Genomic DNA, 18739 nt, shown 5'->3' on the forward strand with positions numbered 1-18739 from the left:
TAAAAAAATAATCAAAAACAGATCGGGCTGGCCTGAAGGCCAGCCCTGCAACATCAGGAATCGCTGTAGTTGATGGTAAAGGTCACATCGGTATCGACGTTGCCGCTATAAGCCGTGGAGCCGGTGTAGTCGACCAGATAAGCATTGAAGTTACCTGTTGCTGAGGTGACTTCGGTTGACGTTAAGGCATTGAACCCGGTGTTGGCTGCGGCTGTGCCGGAGGTGTAGTAGGTGCCGGTACTGTCGGCATCTTCGATGCGGATACCCAAGCCGCTGATATCGGTGTCGAACAACTCGGTATAACCGCTGCTCGTTACCGGCGTGCCTTCGAAGGTGATGGTCGGCGCTGATGCTACGGCACAATCGACCAGTTCAATAGAGAAAGGTGTGCCGACAGTGGCATCACCCGCTGAACCGAAGGTGGTATTACTGACGGTCCCAAAATCAACCGTACCCGCCGTGGAAGAAGCATCCGCCACGCTGTTGACGGTACAGGACGACGCGGAAATGCTTGCCTTGAAATTGATAGTGCCATCAGTTGCCTGAGCCAAACCTGAAGCGGTCAGGGATATCGCGGAGATAGACAAGGCCAAGAGAGTTTTTTTAAGCATGATACAGTCCATAAATTTTAGTGTTGTTAAAAAGAAAAAGACCACTGCAAAGGTGAGTCAATAATGCAGCTGCAGCATTATATGATCGGTAATACCGATCAATGAAATAGTTATTTGGCGTTTTTGCCTATCAATGTTGGGTGGATTGAACGGTGAAATGCAAAAAAAAACAAAAAGCAACCCAAAAACAAGCGCTATGCAAACGTTTGTTAGTTATTGATGAGGTGGGTGTGATGCTATTTAACAATCGTGAGGAGTGTGTAAGTGGTTAATAGAGAGATTTTTTTCGCCGTTTTTTTCGCGATAAATGAATATCAAGCGATAAGCCGAGTGTGATTTCGCCATAACGTCATTCGATAGCGTTGAATGGATCAGAAGAGATTTAAAGACGTATTCAGGCGGGTGGTTAATGTCAGTCGTCGTTCAATGCGGCCATGCTTGCTTATAGAGCAGGAGGGGAATAATGGTTAATTCGAGGGTTAAACCCGACAAAACCCGACTTCTGCCTGCATGTTTGATAGGCCGATACGACTTTGCCGGATTTTTTAGGTAAGTAGTTATCAGAATTGTATTTTTGTGGATATTAACGGAAACCGTCAATTTGTGATGTTGTTGAACAGGACCTGACAGGGTCAGTCCGTCGAGCCGCAGGTTGATAATCCATCAACAATATACCTTTCAAACTTATGTTTTATTCGGAATCATGGATTACAACACTGAGCAGTGAAAGCTAAACGGCAATAGTTCTGCAGTATCCCATAGCCCAGGACGGCAACGCGTACCGGTCATCGGGTGATGTCTGCCTCGGGAGACGGGGCGCTGCTGGGCTTTTTATGCCTGGACAGGTAGTTATGTTGAAAAATGCACATCCGAATGGCGTTGCGGTACTCCCCATTGATAAAAAATTCGTGAATTAACTCACCTTCAACATCAAATCCCAGCTTGCTATAGATGTGAATGGCTTTTTGATTTTCCTTGTCCACAATCAGATACAGTTTGTAGAGGTTAAGAATGGCGAAGCCGTAGTCCATCGCCAGCTGTGCGGCGGCGCTGGCGTAGCCATACCCTTGATGCGCCGGGTCGATGATGATTTGAAACTCAGCGCGGCGGTGGATGTGGTTGATATCGACGAGTTCCACCAGTCCGACTTTGACCCGCTCGTGTTCGATGATAAAGCGGCGTTCGCTCTGGTCATGAATATGTTTGTCGTATAGATCGCTCAACTCCACGAAGGCTTCGTAGGGTTCTTCGAACCAGTAGCGCATCACGCTGGCGTTGTTATCCAACTGATGAACAAAGGGTAAATCATCGCGTTCCAAGGGCCTCAGGCGAACGATGCTGTTCGTGTTAGACATAATAAATCCTCTGTCATCAGTAGGTTATCGATCAGGTCTGGTTCTTTCTCGTTCATTATAGTGCCCGATATTCTCAATTTGGCGAACGATTTTTGTGCTTCATTGAATTCTAATTGGAGTAATCCACTATTTAAAATAATATTTTCTGTTGGAAATAAGGTATTATTCCTTTAGAAAAGATTGGGCTCTGCTGTATTTTATTTAATCCCATAAGAAAGCTATATTGATTTTGGCTTCATTATTCGCAACGTGGTTTCTTTTTTGTTCAAATAACCATTATTCATCCCCATAATAGGCACCATATATATATTTTATTCCCTTTATCATTTGGTGATTAATTTTGATATTGAAAGGCTGCCTGTTTTGCTGATTATTTAATCATTAATGGACCGAAAGTCATGGTAAGAAATAGGGGAGAGGTCAGATAGGACGGTGCCTGGGCCTGTGTAGCTGATGTGCTTGTGGCCGAAAATAAAAAGCACATTCTGATTGGGGGCGTTTTATTGATGCGTCAAATAGGCATTCTGGTAATTAAAACTAAAAGAAAATAATATTCCCTGGCTTCGAACTGCGAAGTTTTTTCATTTTAAAGTAAAGGGATTACACACCATGAATAACAAATTCAAATTAGCCGCAGCGGCTTTCGCGGTATCTCTGCTGGCGGGCTGTTCCTCTTATAATACCAGCCAGCCGACTATCGGACTGGAAGGCCGTGTCGAATCTTCCGTTAAAGCGGACATCACCGTAGGCGAAAAAATTAACGGTGAAGCGTCTGCAAACGTCCTGTTCGGTGTTATCAAATGGGGTGAAGGCGACAAACACATCGATGGCGTAAACTACGGTACTGGTGGCGCGCTGTCTTTCGCGGACATTTCTGCTTCCGTGAAATCTGCTGCTGCCTACAACGCAGTTAAAGCGTCTGGCGCAGATCTGATCGTCGCTCCGCGTTACGAAGTGACCACCAAAGACTACGGCGTGTTCAAACAAGTGCACGTGGTTGTTACCGGTTATAAAGGCACCATCGCCAGCGTTAAATAATAACGTTACCTGCTTGCCTGGCGCTCAGCGCCGGGCAGTTTTCCTCTCAGAATATCTCCCCACCGTTTCCCTCTAAAAACATCTCAATATCCCAGGATCGCGCTATCCGCCGGATGGCAGACAGTGACGCTGAAACTTCGCTATGAATAAAGTGAAGAGAAAAAGCACTGCCCCGTTTCCGGAGCAGTGACGGCCGAGCAGGAATTAAAAGTCTACGCTGGCGCGCAGTACCACTTCCCTAGGTTCGCCCACGGATACGCGCAGGTTGCTGCCGCTGGAGGGATAGTATGTTTTGTCGAACAGGTTTTTCACGTTCAACTGCCATTTCACCGCATAGCCGTGGATTGGCAGGCTATAGGAAACGAAAGCGTCGGCGACGGTGTAATCGTCCAGCGTGAAGCTGTTGGCGGCATCGCCCGCCCTGCGGCCGACGTAGCGCGCGCCTGCGCCGACGCGCAGATTGTCTCCCGCATGCAGCCCAAGGTTGCCAAAGTCCTGCGTCAGGAACAGTGATGCGGTGTGACGTGCCGCGTTCGGCATCCGGTTGCCGTTGTTGTCCGGGTCGGAGGTGACGCGTGCATCCGTATAGGCGTAGGAACCAATCAGGCTGAGCGAATCGGTCAGCTTACCGGCCATGTCCAGTTCAACCCCTTGTGAACGCACTTTGCCCGCGGTGCGCGTGACGGTCTCGCCGCCGACGTCTTCGCTGACCATCACGTTGCGTTTGTGAATGTCGAACAGCGCGATGTTGGCGGTGATGCGATTAGGCAAATCCAGTTTGGCGCCGATTTCATAGGATTTGCCCAGTTCCGGCGGCAGCGCGCCAATCTGGGTGGCGATAGAGGTGTTCGGCTTGAAGGATTCGCTATAGCTGGCGTACAGAGAGGAGTAGGACGTCAGGTTGTACACGACGCCGGCGCGCGGCACGAGACGGCTATATGAACCATCGGTGTTGGCGACGAACGGACGACCTTTACCGGACATCACGTCGAAGTGGTCGTAACGCAGTCCGCCTAACAGCATCCAGTTAGCGTTGAGGCGGATAGCGTCCTGCATGAACACGCCGGTGCTGTCGACGTTTTCACGCTGGTCGCTGTCCGCGGCGCTGACGGAAGTCGAGGCCGGCAGCAGTCCGTAGACCGGGTTGTAGACGTTGAAGTTAGTGACCGCGGTGCCGCGGATCATATCGCCCCGGTAGGTTCGGTCGGCTTCATGGTCAACGCCGAAAAGCAGTTGGTGGTTGGTCTGCCCCCAGTCAATATCGCCATTTAACGTCAGTTGAACGGCCTGCGACTGACTATGCGCGTAGCCGGTCGAGTCGGCCTGGCGGGTCAGCGCGCCGGTAGTCGCGTTGTATTTGGTGGCGCGCGCCTGGTTATCGTTGTAGCGATTGCGGCTGTAGGCGTAGGTCAGGCTGGTTTTCCAGCGGTCGGACAGATTGTGATCCGCCTGGAAGGTCAGGGTGTCCTGATCGCCGCGAGTGGCGTTATAGCTTTCATCGAAACGGCGGTCGCGCGGGACATCGACCGGTTTGCCCGTACGGCTGTCAATGACCGTGCCGCGGTCAAACGGCGTCAGGTATTCCTGGTGCTCGTAAGCGACGCGTAAGGTGGTGTCCTCTCCGTACCACATCAGCGACGGCGCGAGGGTGGTTTGGCGGTTGCGGCCGAAATTGCGCCAGTAGTCGGTTTCGTCGTGATCGACGATCATGCGATAAGCGAGTCCGGAGTCGCTGATTGGGCCGGTGACGTCCAGCTGTCCACCGCCGCCGTTGAAGCTGCTGTTCCAGCCTTCAATATGGGTTTTTTGCACCAATTCGGGCTTTTTGGTGATGACGTTAATCACGCCGCCGGGTTCGCCCATGCCGAACAGCATGGAGGCGGGCCCTTTCAGCACTTCGACACGTTCGCTGGTCGGCGTAAAGTTACGCGCCTGAATAGAACGCACGCCGTCATGGAAAATCGATCCGTCACGGTTATCCCCGAAGCCGCGTTTAATCAATGCATCCTGCGTTCCGCCCAGCGTATTGGACTGAGTAATGCCGCTGACATTGTAGAGCGCTTCATCGATGTTGGTCGCTGACCAGTCCTGAAGAACTTGCTGCGGGACGACGTTAACAGCCTGAGGGACGTCCAGAAGGCGGCTTTCGGTGCGCGTACCCGTTACCGTCTTGTGAGGCTGATAGCCGCTCTCCTTGGCGCTGGAGGGCGTTGTGTCGCGAGTCACGACCAGCGTCTCTTCCTGCGAGGGTTGTTGCGTCGCCGCCTGCGTGGTGAAGGGCATAACGGCCAACAATGGCCAACCTTTGCGCCATAAATGATTATTCATGTGATAACTGACTCCAATAGGTCCCTGAAAAATCGATCGGTAAAAACTGCTGATAGAGTTGTTGTAAGGTGTGTTGCGGGTCGATATCGCTAAACAGCGACGGGTAAAGCGCTTTGGCGAACATTTCCACCATCACCACGTGGTAGGGGCTGAGGTAAAAGTTGTGCCACATGCTCCAGGCTCTGCCGGATTGCGCCGCCTCCAGATGTGAAAGTAACGGTTGTTGCCGCAGCAGTGCGCTGAAGCTGTCGCGAGCCTCCTCCGGCGTGACTTCCGGGCCAAGCATCAGGTTGGATACGCGTTTACCCTCTGGCCCGGCCATGCCGGTGGCGATGTAGACGTCTGGTCTGGCGGCCAGCGCCTGTTCGGGGTTAAGTTCGCCGTACACGCTGTGGATGGTGCTTTTGGCGATGTTGTCGCCGCCCGCGAAGTCGAGCAGTTCGCCCAGGTTCCCGTTGACGGCGGTGGTGCAGCAGGTATCACGTCGGCCGAGATGCAGGTGCAGCATGACGGTGGTTTTTTTACCCTGATAGCGGCTGATGCGCTCGTGGATAACGTCCATATGCCGCTGATAAAAGGCGCTAAACGCTGCGGCACGTTCGGGCCGGTTCAGCGCTTCGCCCAGCAATTGGAGGCTGGGAAGGGTGTTTTTGAGCAGTTCGATGCGCAGATCGACATAGATATAGGGAATACCGGCTTCCGTCAGGACGTGCTGCAAACGCTGTTCGTTATCCGACCCTTTCGCCAGACGCGGCAGGATCACCAGATCGGGTTTGAGGGGGAGCAGGATTTCGGCGTTGATGGTGTTGAGGTTGCCATTACCCAAAATAGGAATGTGGGCGATGGCCGGGAATTTCTGGGTGTATTTATGCCAGCTTTGGGCGTCATAGCGCGCCAGATCGTTGGGCCAACCCACGATGCGTTGCGCCGGATTGCCGGGTTCCAGCAATGCGAGCGTGTACAGCATACGGCTTTCACCGAGCACGATGCGTTGGGGATTATCCGGGATGCTGACCTGGCGCCCCATGATGTCGGTGACGGTTTTCGCAGGAGACAGCGCACTGAACAGACTGCAAATCAGCAAAGCGATGTAAGGAAGTACCGGGCGCATGTAAATTATCCGTATCAATCAAGCAGCGAAAGATAATAATTATTATTGGGATTTTCAATACAGATAATGCAGGGGTAATGGGATAGAAATTAAAAACCTTTTATCTCAAAGACATTTAGCGTGTTTCGTAAATAAATAAAATGCGCTCCAGCCCGTGAACATGACTGGAAAAGAGAGGCGAGTCTGGCGATCGCGTTTTGGTTCGTTCCGCGTTAGGTGAACCGAAACGCTCGCGGGTAAATGCAGCGACCCGCCGGTGGCCGGGAGAGAAACAACCGGCCACCGGCGAGCGTGTTCAGGAAGCGTCTGTGCGATCGTGGCGTTCGTAGCCGCGCGCGAAATGACGCTCTAGGCGGGTTTGCAACAGCTCCAGCACCATCGACATCAGCCAGTAAATCGCGGCGGCGGAGGTCAGCATTTCCATGTAGTGATAGGTGCTTCGGCCATATGACTGCGCCAAAAAGTTCAATTCCCACAGACCCATCAAAGAGACCAGCGACGAATCCTTAATCATGGAAATAAACTGCGAACCCGCGGGCGGGATAATGATGCGCAACGCCTGCGGCGTGATGACGTGCGTGATGATGGTCCAGCGCGAGAGTCCCAGCGCCATTGCGGCTTCTTTCTGACCGCGCGGCACCGACAACACGCCGCTGCGGATGGTTTCGGCCAGATAGGCGCCATAGTTGAGCGACAGCGCGATAATGCCTGAGGTGAAGGCTCCCATCACGATCCCAACCTGCGGCAAGGCGAGGTAGATGATGAGCACCTGCACTAGCAGCGGCGTACCGCGGAATAGCGAGACATAAAACGTGGCGCAGCCAAAGGCCAGCGCGCTTGAGGAGAGACGGCCCATCGCGGTGATCACGGCGAGCAGAATGCAAAACAGCATGGATATGACGGTGATGACGATACTGAGCACCGCGCCCTGAATGAAACCGTCTGGCGACAGATGGAGCCCTAACATGGACGGCAGCTTTTGACGGATCAGGTCAGTGTCTAGGTGCATGCTGGCAAACAGCCAGAAAAGCAGTCCGATCAGCAATAGCCAGGTCAGCCCGGCCCGAACGCGGAACCCTGAACGGTTATCCTGGCTTCGCGCCGGTGCGCGCATCTTATCGCGAGGCGAGGAAGACGGTGTTTGCTGAGTCATTATTGGGCAATCTCGGTGATGTCTTCGCCAAACCACTGCTGTGAGATGCGCGACATCGTGCCATCGGCGCGCAGGGCGTTAAGGGTTTCCACCAGCTTTGCGGTCCATTCCGGGTCACCCTTATCGGTGGCGATCCAGTTGGGTTCGGAGTACAGCGTTGACACGACACGCAGCTGCGTCATGCGCGCCAGACGAGGCTTAGCGGTGATGCGATCGGAGATCACGGCATCCAGGCGCTTGCCGGGACCGAGCGCCAGATTCTGGAAGGCGATGGCCTCATCGGTCGGGATCGCCTGCACGCTTTGGAACGGGAAGCTGATCGGCTTTCCCCCCGGGATCACGAGGCTTTTGTTGAGATAGCTTTCATAGCTGGAGCCAAGGCCCAATCCCACGCGTTTGTTGCTGAGGTCTGCCGCCGATTGAATCTGTTTTTCGTCTTTGTGCACGATCAGCACGGCGTAGGTGCTGTAGTAAGGTGTGGCGAAATCGAGGACTTTTTCACGCTCGGGGTTCGGCGTCATGGAACAAACGCACAGGTCCCAGCGCCCCTGCCAGCGTCCGCCGACGATGGCTTCCCAACCTGGCGTCGCCAGCTGCAGTTTGACGCCCAGCTTCTGTGCGATGGCCTTAGCGACATCCACGTCAAAACCGACCAGCTGATTATTATCATCGATGTAGCTGAACGGCGGATAGTCGTTGAACAGGACATTGCGCAGAACACCGGTCTGGTTGACCCGGTCGAGTGTAGTTCCGGCCTGAGAGGGGACGCTGGCGGCGCACATCGCCAAACCGAGCATCATCAATGTGAAAAGTTTTTTCATTTGTTTTCCCTATTAATCAGGATGCTAACTCTAAAATCCCTTTTACAGAATGGCGGCTCTCAGCGTAAAAAGCACGCTCAAAAGAAGTATCTTATAAATAGCAGGCGTGTCCTGTCAGCTATTACTCGCGCCGAATGACGACTCGCCGAACCTTGCGGCCCCGGCTTCAGGATCGTAAACGGGTAAAAAGCGGGGGAGAATACTCATGATAGGCCCCGTCGGCAAGTGCGTTCGGGGCAAAAGATGATTTAGTCGGCGGCGTAGCCGTGCGGCGGGATACGAATACCGTCCAGCCAGGCTTCGTTATCTTTCATTTTCAAACGCCCCTCCAGCAACCAATTGATCGCCAGCGGATAGATGGTGTGCTCCTGCGTCTGCACTCGCGCCTTCACATCCTGCTCCTCGTCGTCGTCGAAGATGGGAACGCGCGCTTGCAGTACGATGGGCCCGCCGTCCAGCGCTTCAGTGACGAAATGCACCGAGGCGCCATGCAGCCGGTCGCGATTTTTCATCGCCTGACGGTGCGTATGCAGTCCAGGGTATTTCGGCAGCAGGGAAGGGTGGATATTGAGTATTCTTCCCTCGAATCGGGAAACGAACTCCGCGCTGAGTATGCGCATATAGCCCGCGAGTACGATGACGTCGGGCTGATACTTCTCTATTTCGTCCGCCAGCGCCGCGTCAAAAGCGACGCGGTCGACCTCTTCAGTCGGGGACAACACGTGCGTTGGAATATGAGCGTCCTGCGCACGGGTCAATCCCCCGCTTCGGGATTGTTGCTGAAAACGGCGGCGATCTTGCCTTTGACGCGGTTGCGTTCACAGGCAGAGATCAGCGCTTGCAGGTTAGTTCCTTCACCCGAAATCAGCACAACGATATTTTTCATGCGTTAATAACCACGGTTTCTCCGGTATCGGTACGGTTAATGTTACCGATTTTCCAGGCTTTTTCACCGTTGGCGTTCAGTAAAGCGATCGCTTCTTCTACCTGCTCGACCGGCAGGGCAACGATCATCCCCACGCCGCAGTTGAAGGTGCGGTACATTTCATGGCGGCTGACGTTACCGGCTGTTTGCAGCCAGTTGAAGACAGACGGCCACTGCCAGCTGGACTCGTCGAGAGTCGCCTGCATACCTTCCGGCAGGACGCGCGGAATATTTTCCCAGAAACCGCCGCCGGTCAGGTGGCAGATAGCGTGAGCATCCATTTTCTCAATCAGCGACAGGATGGATTTCACGTAGATTTTGGTCGGCGCCAGCAGGTGATCGGCCAACGGCTTGCCGTCCAGCTGTTCGGTTGCCGGATCGGTGTTGCTGAATTCCAAAATTTTGCGTACCAGCGAATAGCCGTTGGAGTGCGGGCCGCTGGAGGCTAATGCGATCAGGGCGTCGCCTTCGCGTACTTTGCTGCCGTCGATGATTTCTGATTTTTCGACAACGCCGACGCAGAAACCAGCGACGTCATAATCTTCGCCGTGATACATCCCCGGCATTTCCGCCGTTTCGCCGCCGACCAGTGCGCAGCCGGACTGTTTACAGCCTTCGGCGATACCGGTAATAACGCTGGCGGCGGTGTCCACGTCCAGCTTGCCGGTGGCGTAATAGTCGAGGAAGAACAGCGGTTCGGCGCCAGCGACGACCAAATCATTGACGCACATGGCCACCAGGTCGATGCCGATAGTGTCATGACGTTTCAGGTCCATCGCCAGACGCAGTTTGGTGCCGACGCCATCGGTGCCAGAAACCAGCACCGGCTCGCGGTATTTTTGCGGCAGGGCGCACAGGGCGCCGAACCCTCCCAGACCTCCCATGACTTCCGGGCGTCGAGTTTGTTTCACTACGCCTTTAATACGTCCCACCAATGCATTGCCTGCATCAATATCCACGCCTGCGTCTTTATAGCTGAGAGAGGTTTTATCGGTCACTGCGGAGTCCCCACGGAGGTTACGTTTGGTGATTGGAAAATGGAGCGGGGCAATTCTAACAGCGTAAGCAAACGTTTGCGAGCGGCGCGTACCGGCGGCGGTGTTTAGGAAATCAGGCGTCTAATTCCCCGACCGGCTTGATCTGGATCAGCCGCGGTCGTATGTTCTCGCTTGCTAAAGCGGTATAATCCGGCGATTTTTTTGCCGTCCGTAGCCGAAGGGGAGAAGAAAAATGAAGATCGTAGAGGTTAAACACCCACTAGTCAGACACAAATTGGGCCTGTTGCGCGAGCAGGATATCAGCACCAAGCGTTTTCGTGAGCTGGCGTCGGAAATCGGGAGCCTGCTGACGTATGTCGCCACGGCAGATTTGGTCATGGAAAAAGTCACCATCGAAGGGTGGTGCGGACCGGTTGAAATCGACCAGATCAAAGGTAAAAAAATTACGGTTGTGCCGATTTTGCGCGCCGGTCTGGGGATGATGGAAGGGGTACTGGAAAATCTGCCCAGCGCGCGCATCAGCGTGGTGGGGATGTACCGTGATGAAGAGACGCTGGAGCCGGTGCCGTATTTCCAGAAACTGGCGTCCAATATCGACGAGCGTATGGCGTTGGTGGTTGATCCGATGCTGGCGACCGGCGGTTCCATGATCGCCACCATCGACCTGTTGAAGAAAGCCGGCTGCAAGCGTATCAAGCTGCTGGTACTGGTCGCGGCCCCGGAGGGGATTGCCGCGCTGGAGAAAGCCCATCCGGATGTTGAGCTTTACACCGCCTCCATCGATCAGGGGCTGAACGAACACGGTTACATTATGCCGGGCCTGGGTGATGCCGGCGACAAGCTGTTCGGTACCAAATAAGCAGATACGATGAGCCGGCTGAAGAGCCGGTTTTTTTGGGGCTTATTTTCCGGGGAGCTGTCTGCGCAGTAAGGCGGCGGCTCGCCCGGAAAGACGTTGTGTTCAAGCGGGGGCGATGGCTCCGCTGATTGGTTTTTCAACACCTCAGAGAAAGGAATAACAAGATGACTCGTCGCGCCATCGGCGTTAGTGAACGGCCACCGTTGTTACAAACCCTCCCGTTGAGCCTGCAGCACCTGTTCGCCATGTTCGGCGCGACGGTGTTGGTTCCGATTCTGTTTAAAATCAACCCCGCCACCGTGCTGCTGTTCAACGGTATCGGGACATTGGTGTATCTGTTTATCTGCAAGGGAAAAATTCCGGCCTACCTGGGATCGAGTTTCGCGTTCATCTCACCGGTGCTGTTGCTGCTGCCACTGGGCTATGAGCTGGCGTTGGGCGGATTTATTATTTGCGGCGCGCTGTTCTGTCTGGTGGCGCTGATGGTGAAGAAGATCGGGATCGGCTGGCTGTCGGTCATTTTCCCTCCCGCGGCGATGGGCGCCATTGTTGCGGTGATCGGTCTGGAACTGGCCAGCGTGGCGGCTGGTATGGCGGGGCTTCTGCCCGCCGATGGCGCGAGCGTCGACACCCATGCCGTGATTGTTTCGCTGGCGACGCTGGCTGTCACCATTCTGGGATCGGTGATGTTTCGCGGATTTCTGGCCATTATCCCTATTCTCGTCGGCGTGCTGGCGGGCTACGCGCTATCCTTTTTCATGGGCATGGTGGATTTGACGCCCATCGCTCAGGCGCATTGGTTTGCCATGCCGACGTTCTATACGCCGCGTTTTGAATGGTTTGCCGTGTTGTCCATTCTTCCAGCTGCGTTGGTGGTGATTGCCGAACACATCGGCCATTTGGTGGTCACGGCCAACATCGTCAAGAAGGATTTGATGCGCGATCCCGGGCTGCATCGTTCGCTATTCGCCAACGGGATCTCCACCGTGTTTTCCGGCTGTTTCGGCTCCACGCCGAATACGACCTATGGCGAGAACATCGGCGTATTAGCGTTAACCAAGGTTTACAGCACCTGGGTGATCGGCGGGGCCGCGGTGCTGGCGATCCTGCTGTCCTGCGTCGGTAAGCTGGCTGCGGCGATTCAGGCGGTTCCCGTGCCGGTGATGGGCGGCGTATCGCTGCTGTTGTATGGGGTGATTGCCGCGTCGGGTATCCGGGTGCTGATCGAATCGAAGGTGAATTACGATAAAGCGCAGAACTTGATCCTGACGGCCGTCATTCTGATTATCGGAGTCAGCGGCGCGAAAGTGCATCTCGGCGCCGTCGAACTGAAGGGGATGGCGCTGGCAACGGTGGTGGGTATTTCCCTGAGCCTGTTGTTCCGCGTGATTTCCGCGCTGCGCAAGGAAGAAGTCGTGCTTGATCCGACCGATGAAGAAACGCGTTCTTATTGAGATCGTGATGACTGGCGTCGCTGTCGTTGGCCGACGGCGGCGGCCTGACCCCGGCGCCAGTTGTGCTGCCGGTTCAACTGGGGAAAGTTTCTGTGATAGACTTGCCCCGTTTTCCTGCCCGTTAGGTTTGAGGTGCTTCTGAACACGCCGGCACAGCTTTCATTACCGCTTTATTTACCGGATGACGAAACGTTCGACAGTTTCTATCCCGGAGAAAACGCTTCGCTGCTGGCGGCGCTCTATTCGGCATTGACTCAGCGGCACGGTAGCTACATCTATTTCTGGTCGCGCCACGGCGGGGGCCGGAGTCATCTGCTGCATGCGGCCTGCGCCGAACTCTCTCGTAAAGACGAAGCCGTCGGCTATGTGCCGCTGGATAAGCGCGCTTATTTTGTGCCTGAAGTGCTGGATGGAATGGAGCAATTGGCGCTGGTCTGCATCGACAACATTGAGGCGATTGCAGGCGACGAAGAGTGGGAAATGGCGATGTTCAATCTCTATAACCGCATTCAGGAAGGCGGCCGTACGCGGCTGTTGATCACTGGCGATCGTCCGCCTCGTCAGCTTAATTTGCAACTGCCCGATCTGGCGTCCCGGTTGGACTGGGGGCAAATCTACCGCTTGCAGCCGTTGTCCGACGATGAGAAAGGCGAAGCCTTGCAGCTGCGGGCCAGACTACGCGGATTTGAGCTGCCGGAAGATGTCAGCCGCTTCCTGCTGAAACGGCTGGACCGCGAAATGCGAACGCTGTTCGTCACGCTGGATCAGCTCGACCACGCGTCTATCGCGGCGCAGCGCAAGCTGACCATTCCTTTCGTCAAAGAGATCCTTGATCTCTAGCCGCCCTTATTTCCGCGGCAAGATCGCCAGAACGTTCTCCGGCGGCCGTCCGAGCCGCGCCTGACCGTCGACCACGACAATAGGGCGCTCAATCAATTTCGGATGGTTTGCCATCGCCTCAATCAGCTGAGCCTCGCTCAGCGTCACGTCCGCCAGATGTAATTCCTGATAGAGCGCTTCATTGCGGCGCATCAAATCGCGCGCGTGGGTAAAGCCGAGCATCTGAAGGAGTTTACCCAGCGTATCGGCATCAGGCGGGGTATCCAGATAGCGGATGATCTGCGGTTGGATGCCTTGCTGCTGCAAGAGCGCTAGTGTTTCACGGCTCTTGGAGCAGCGCGGGTTGTGATATATCACCACTCGGTCATTCATTGCGTCATTCTCTTGTGTCATCAGGATTTATCGTATTGCTGGAAGCGTTTTTGCAGCGTGCGCAACTGGTCTATGCGGGCATCGTAGCGCGCCTGATCCAGGCTGCCGAGCTGGCTCTGAGCGCTGGCGTTGCTCAACAGGCGGATGGCCTGATCGAGCTTGTCGTTCAGCGCCAGGCTCTCAGCGCGAGCCGCCAGTTCTTCGCTGCGATTGCCCTGGTCGGCCGCCGCATGGGCGAGAAGCTCCCAGCCGTTGGGATCGCTAGGATTCGCGTAGGTATATTTATGCAGAAGCCGGCTGGCGGCGGCGGCCTGATGGCCTTCCACATAGGCGTTCGCCAGATTGAGCTGCAGCACCGGATTGACCTGCGCGTCCGGAATTTTTTGCAGACGGGCGATGGCCTGCGTCGCGCGCTGCTGACCAATATCAATATCGGTCATCAAATCCAGAAACCATGGATCGGTGGGCGATGTGTCGAGGAGGGGCTGGAGCGTTGCGCGCGCGCTGTCGTATTTCTTGGTCTGGTACGCCTGAATCGCCCGGCCATACTGCGCCGCCTCGCGTTCGCGCACGTTGCCTTTTTCCCAGTTGCTCAGAAGCGTAGCGGCGATCGGGTTGTCGTCCGATGAATACATCGTCAGGACACGAATACGCGCTAACAGGAAATCCTGCGACGAATGAACCGGCGTGGAACGCATCTGATTGGCGCGGTTGCGGGAGTCGGACAGTCGACTTTCCGGCAGCGGGTGAGTGAGCAGCATTTCCGGCGGCGTGGTGGCATAGCGCGTCTGATCGGCCAGACGCTGAAGGAAATTAGGCATCGCCTGCGGATCGAATCCCGCGCGTTGCAGCACCTGAATACCGATGCGGTCGGCTTCCTGTTCGTTGGCCTGCGTAAAACTGATTATGCCTTGCTGCGCTCCCGCCAGCGTGCCGCTCAGCGCCGCCATCCCCATCTGTGGATTCGCCATTGCCAGTAGGATCGACCCCAACGCGCCCGCCCAGGTCAGCGGCGCGCTGTTTTTTTGCGATTCGATGGCGCGCGCCAGATGGCGCTGGGTGACGTGGGAGATTTCATGCGCCAGTACCGAGGCCAGTTCGCTTTCATTTTCCACGTAGCGGAACAGGCCTGAGTGGATCACCACGTTGCCGCCGAAAAAGGCGAAGGCGTTGATTTCGTCGTTATTGACCAGAAAGAAGTGAAACGGCGTCCGCACGGAGTCGGCGGATTTAACCAGCCGGTTACCGAGCTGATTGATGTACTGGAGAAGCAGGGGATCGTTGACCAGCGGGGCGCCGGCACGCAGTTTGCGGAGATAGAAATCTCCCATCTCTAATTCCTGGTTGATGCTCAGCGTAGCGCCTGCCGTCGTGCCGATATCGGGCAAACGATCCTGAACGTCAGCGCCGACGGCGACCGGGCTGCCGGCAAGCAGCGTTGTCGCCAACATCGCCATCACCGTCTGGTGAAGTCGGTTAGCCATTGTGCGTACCCCCTTGTGAACAGGGCGAAGTTTTTATCATGGTCTTCATCTTAGCCAGAGGTCGCCTGCAAAGGAAATACCCGGCATAAAAGACGGCGTTTGGAAAAGCGTGGAAGGTGTCAGAAAGGAAAGCCGCCGGTACGAAGCGTGCGTACCGGCGGAGATGCCGAGCCAGACAGGCGATTATTCGCCTTTCAGATAGCTGAGCACGATGTCATGGTGATTACTGGTTTTGAAGTTGTCGAAAACTTTTTCGACTTTGCCTTCCGCATCGATCAGGAAGCTGATGCGATGGATGCCGTCATAGGTTTTTCCCATGAAGCTTTTCTCGCCCCAGACGCCGAACTGAGCGGCAACCTGATGGTCTTCATCCGCCAAGAGCGTAAAGTTCAGCAGCTCTTTTTCCACGAAGCGGGACAGCTTTTCGGGTTTGTCCGTGCTGATGCCGAGGACTTCAACGCCGTAGTTCTTCAGATCGTCCATGTTGTCGCGCAGGCCGCAGGCTTGGACGGTGCAACCCGGCGTCATGGCTTTGGGATAGAAGTAAATCAAGACCTTCTGTCCCTGGAAGTCGGTTAAGTTAACAGGTTCGCCATCCTGATCGGGCAGGCTGAATTTGGGTGCGATATCGCCGGCTTTCAGTGTGGTCATCACTACTCTCCATCTCTCTTTTCGTGCTGTGGATAGTTCACCACGCTAATACTGCCTTGTGCTTGCAGTTCTGTACATAGCTGATGAAAGGCTGGCTCGATAATTGAGCCGTCCAGCGCTGCCGGACTGTGCGCGGTGATCTGAATATACAGCTTCGGCAGGGCGTCTCCGATAGCCGGCTGGGTCTTGGAAACCAGTTCGGCGATGTTCATCTGCTGGGAGTCAAACAGGTCGGTAAACCGCTCGATGATATGCGGGGAGTCGACCACCTCAACCTTGACCCATACCGTCGCAGGCATGGGCGGACGTGCGTGCGACTCCGTCCGTTTCATCACGATCAGTAATTCCAGCTCGGCGCCGATGATCGGCAGCGTGGACTCGATCCGGGCGATGGCGTTCCAACTGCCGGAAAGCAGCATGATAAAGGTGAACTCTTTGCCCAGCATGGCAAGACGGCTATCTTCAATGTTGCAGCCGCTGCTGCTGACATGACGCGTAATCGTATTGACGATGCCGTTGCGGTCGGCCCCCAGCGCGGTGATAACCAGATAGTGTTCTTGAGGGCTAGGCAAAATGGCGCTTCCTGTTCAATGTGTCGAGAACTACATGGTACACATAAAAAAAACCGGCTGCCAAGCGCAGACAACGGCGCTTGCGCGCTTGCTTTTGCATGGACGTCAAAAGTACCATGAGGCACTTGTTTTTGGAGGGGATGGTCAATGTTTACGGGAAGTAGTGTTGCTCTGATTACACCGATGGACGCCAAAGGCGCGGTCGATCGTGCGGGTTTGAAGAAATTAATCGATTACCACGTTGCTAGCGGAACATCGGCGATTGTCTCGGTCGGTACCACCGGAGAGTCCGCCACGCTCAGCCACGACGAACACGGCGACGTGGTGATGTTGACGCTGGATCTGTGCGACGGCCGCATTCCTGTTATCGCCGGTACGGGCGCTAATTCTACGGCGGAAGCCATCTCCCTGACCCAACGTTTCAACGACAGCGGTATCGCGGGTTGCCTGACGGTGACGCCGTACTACAACCGACCGACTCAGGAAGGGCTGTTTCAGCACTTCAAAGCGATTGCCGAACATACCGACTTGCCTCAAATCCTCTATAATGTGCCTTCCCGTACCGGCTGCGACCTGCTGCCGGAAACCGTTGCCCGTCTGGCCGTCATCAAAAATATTGTCGGAATTAAAGAGGCAACGGGGAACTTAAGCCGCGTGACTCAGATCCAAGCACTGGTGAATGACGACTTCTTGCTGCTGAGCGGCAACGACGACATCGGTCTGGACTTCATGCAACTGGGTGGCCACGGCGTGATTTCCGTCACGGCGAACGTCGCCGCGCGTGAAATGACGAAAATGTGCTCGCTGGCGGCGCAAGGCAAATTTGAAGAAGCTCGTCGTCTTAACCAACGGTTGATGCCGCTTCATCAGAAACTGTTTGTAGAACCCAATCCGATTCCGGTGAAGTGGGCCTGTAAGGCATTGGGATTGATAGCGACCGATACGCTGCGTCTGCCGATGACGCCTCTGACCGAAAGCGGTCGCGAGGCGGTAGGACAGGCGTTAAAGCAGTCTGGTCTGCTGTAATCGTTAGGGAGTTTGAATGAGTTCTTCATTGCAAAAGTCAATGGTGGCAACCGTGGTCGGCCTTTCGCTGGTCACGCTGCTGACAGCCTGTACCAACGATCAGCGCTATAAGCGTCAGGTCAATGGTGATGAGTCTTACCTGCAGACGCCAGAGCACCGCGCGCTGAACGTCCCGTCGGGCATGATTCTGCCGTTGCAAAACGGCGACTATGATTTGCCGCCGATTAATCCAAACGGTCAGGTGGGCAAAAATCTGGATATTCGTCCGCCGATGCAATCGCTGGCGCTGCTGAACGGCTCACGCGGTCAGGTGAGTGGCAATACCGCGACCCTGCTGCTGGAAAACAGCGCACAGAATAGCCAGCTGTGGTCCCAGCTCGTTCAGGTGATGCAGTCTAAAGGCTACACCATCGACAACCGTCAGGATGCCAGCCAGACGCTGACGACCGGCTGGATCAGCTGGAATTCCGAAGAAGAAAAAGAACCGCCTTATCAGGCGCGTTATGAAGTGTCGTTGAAGCCTCAGGGCTATCAGCTGGCGCTGGGCGTGAAGCTTCTTGCTTTGCAGCAGAACAATGCGACGCTGGATGATGCCTTCCTGACGCAACGCTACACGAGCCAGATGATGAACTCATTGTCTGATGGCCTGGAAAAAGCCGTGTCCGCCCGTGAAAATGCGCAGTCTCATCGCGGTAGTCAGTCTCTGGATGTGCAGAGCGCCGCCGATGATGCCGGCCTGCCGCTGATCGTGGTGCGCGGAAGCTATGTTCAGGTCTGGGATCGTCTGCCGAAAGCGTTGGAAAACAGCGGGATGACGGTGAACGATCGCAGCCGTCCTCAGGGTTCGGTCTCCGTGACCTACCGCTCGCTGAGCAGCGACCGCTGGGATGCGCTGGGCGCGAAAGATCCGAAGCTAACCAACGGGGATTACAAACTGCAGGTTGGCGACCTTGGCAACCGCAGTAGCCTACAGTTCATCGACTCGAAAGGACATACGCTCACCCAGTCGCAAAACGACGCGTTGGTGGCGGTGTTCCAGGCAGCGTTTAATCGATAAGTGTTCAGGGCCGGATAATCCGGCCTTTTTTTATTCTATTGTCAACGCGTTAACTATCACGGGCCATGCGCCGATGGCCCTCAC

17 protein-coding genes and 1 pseudogene are annotated in these 18739 nt (G+C 55.2%); 6 read left to right on the forward strand and 12 right to left on the reverse strand.

All coding sequences use genetic code 11. The features are described from left to right. Positions 1 to 53: 53 nt before the first annotated feature. Together CKQ53_RS10175 and speG are read right to left on the reverse strand one after the other, a co-directional pair. Positions 54 to 611, reverse strand: coding sequence for a fimbrial protein (locus CKQ53_RS10175; protein WP_162896345.1), 558 nt, complete (start codon positions 609 to 611; stop codon positions 54 to 56). Positions 612 to 1396: 785 nt separating this feature from the next. After that, positions 1397 to 1966 (reverse strand): spermidine N1-acetyltransferase, encoded by a 570-nt coding sequence (gene speG, locus CKQ53_RS10180; protein WP_118894959.1) that lies wholly within the window; start codon positions 1964 to 1966, stop codon positions 1397 to 1399. A gap of 609 nt (positions 1967 to 2575) precedes the next feature. On the opposite strand from speG, the gene CKQ53_RS10185 reads away from it, so the two are divergent. Continuing rightward, positions 2576 to 3004, forward strand: a complete 429-nt coding sequence (locus CKQ53_RS10185; protein ID WP_094117644.1) for a hypothetical protein — start codon at positions 2576 to 2578, stop codon at positions 3002 to 3004. Positions 3005 to 3208: 204 nt separating this feature from the next. Here the strand turns inward: CKQ53_RS10185 and CKQ53_RS10190 are convergent, their stop codons facing one another. The 6 genes and pseudogenes from CKQ53_RS10190 to purM form a co-directional block, all read right to left on the reverse strand. Next, positions 3209 to 5332: a TonB-dependent siderophore receptor gene (locus tag CKQ53_RS10190; protein ID WP_085652098.1), complete on the reverse strand. Its 2124-nt coding sequence runs from the start codon at positions 5330 to 5332 to the stop codon at positions 3209 to 3211. Further along, positions 5325 to 6443, reverse strand: coding sequence for an ABC transporter substrate-binding protein (locus tag CKQ53_RS10195; RefSeq protein ID WP_094117646.1), 1119 nt, complete (start codon positions 6441 to 6443; stop codon positions 5325 to 5327). The genes CKQ53_RS10190 and CKQ53_RS10195 overlap by 8 nt, the downstream gene beginning before the upstream one ends. 295 nt (positions 6444 to 6738) lie before the next feature. Further along, positions 6739 to 7557: an amino acid ABC transporter permease gene (locus tag CKQ53_RS10200; protein ID WP_100053499.1), complete on the reverse strand. Its 819-nt coding sequence runs from the start codon at positions 7555 to 7557 to the stop codon at positions 6739 to 6741. Positions 7558 to 7595: 38 nt separating this feature from the next. Next, positions 7596 to 8417 (reverse strand): transporter substrate-binding domain-containing protein, encoded by an 822-nt coding sequence (locus tag CKQ53_RS10205; RefSeq protein ID WP_085652101.1) that lies wholly within the window; start codon positions 8415 to 8417, stop codon positions 7596 to 7598. A 248-nt stretch (positions 8418 to 8665) separates the two neighbouring features. Then, a pseudogene (gene purN, locus CKQ53_RS10210) lies at positions 8666 to 9303 on the reverse strand (phosphoribosylglycinamide formyltransferase). Then, positions 9300 to 10340, reverse strand: coding sequence for a phosphoribosylformylglycinamidine cyclo-ligase (gene purM, locus CKQ53_RS10215; RefSeq protein ID WP_094117649.1), 1041 nt, complete (start codon positions 10338 to 10340; stop codon positions 9300 to 9302). Before purM ends, purN begins: the two are co-directional and overlap by 4 nt. A 232-nt stretch (positions 10341 to 10572) precedes the next feature. Here purM and upp point away from each other — a divergent pair, with 232 nt between their 5' ends. The 3 genes from upp (at position 10573) to hda (ending at position 13493) form a co-directional block, all read left to right on the forward strand. After that, entirely contained in the window at positions 10573 to 11199 is a 627-nt protein-coding gene (gene upp, locus CKQ53_RS10220; protein ID WP_085652104.1) for a uracil phosphoribosyltransferase, read from the forward strand. Positions 11200 to 11363: 164 nt separating this feature from the next. After that, positions 11364 to 12653: a uracil permease gene (gene uraA, locus CKQ53_RS10225; RefSeq protein WP_085652105.1), complete on the forward strand. Its 1290-nt coding sequence runs from the start codon at positions 11364 to 11366 to the stop codon at positions 12651 to 12653. 132 nt (positions 12654 to 12785) lie between these two features. Continuing rightward, positions 12786 to 13493, forward strand: a complete 708-nt coding sequence (gene hda / locus CKQ53_RS10230; RefSeq protein WP_085652106.1) for a DnaA inactivator Hda — start codon at positions 12786 to 12788, stop codon at positions 13491 to 13493. A gap of 6 nt (positions 13494 to 13499) precedes the next feature. Here hda and arsC read toward each other — a convergent pair whose 3' ends face one another. The 4 genes from arsC to CKQ53_RS10250 form a co-directional block, all read right to left on the reverse strand. Continuing rightward, positions 13500 to 13865 (reverse strand): arsenate reductase (glutaredoxin), encoded by a 366-nt coding sequence (arsC, locus tag CKQ53_RS10235; protein WP_094117650.1) that lies wholly within the window; start codon positions 13863 to 13865, stop codon positions 13500 to 13502. Positions 13866 to 13885: 20 nt separating this feature from the next. Continuing rightward, complete coding sequence (gene bepA / locus CKQ53_RS10240) at positions 13886 to 15349, reverse strand: beta-barrel assembly-enhancing protease (protein WP_085652108.1); 1464 nt, start codon at positions 15347 to 15349, stop codon at positions 13886 to 13888. A gap of 183 nt (positions 15350 to 15532) precedes the next feature. Continuing rightward, a complete protein-coding gene (gene bcp, locus CKQ53_RS10245) occupies positions 15533 to 16000 on the reverse strand; it encodes a thioredoxin-dependent thiol peroxidase (protein WP_085652109.1) in 468 nt (155 codons plus the stop codon). Positions 16001 to 16002: 2 nt separating this feature from the next. After that, the gene (locus CKQ53_RS10250; protein ID WP_085652110.1) at positions 16003 to 16572 is read right to left on the reverse strand and encodes a glycine cleavage system transcriptional repressor; all 570 of its coding nucleotides are present in this window, start codon (positions 16570 to 16572) and stop codon (positions 16003 to 16005) included. Positions 16573 to 16719: 147 nt separating this feature from the next. On the opposite strand from CKQ53_RS10250, the gene dapA reads away from it, so the two are divergent. Next, positions 16720 to 17598, forward strand: coding sequence for a 4-hydroxy-tetrahydrodipicolinate synthase (gene dapA, locus CKQ53_RS10255; RefSeq protein WP_094117651.1), 879 nt, complete (start codon positions 16720 to 16722; stop codon positions 17596 to 17598). Between the two features lie 16 nt (positions 17599 to 17614). Continuing rightward, positions 17615 to 18655: an outer membrane protein assembly factor BamC gene (gene bamC / locus CKQ53_RS10260; protein ID WP_094117652.1), complete on the forward strand. Its 1041-nt coding sequence runs from the start codon at positions 17615 to 17617 to the stop codon at positions 18653 to 18655. Positions 18656 to 18739: the final 84 nt, after the last annotated feature.

The organism is Lonsdalea britannica, assembly GCF_003515985.1.
In the GTDB taxonomy this organism is placed as follows: Bacteria; Pseudomonadota; Gammaproteobacteria; order Enterobacterales; family Enterobacteriaceae; genus Lonsdalea; species Lonsdalea britannica.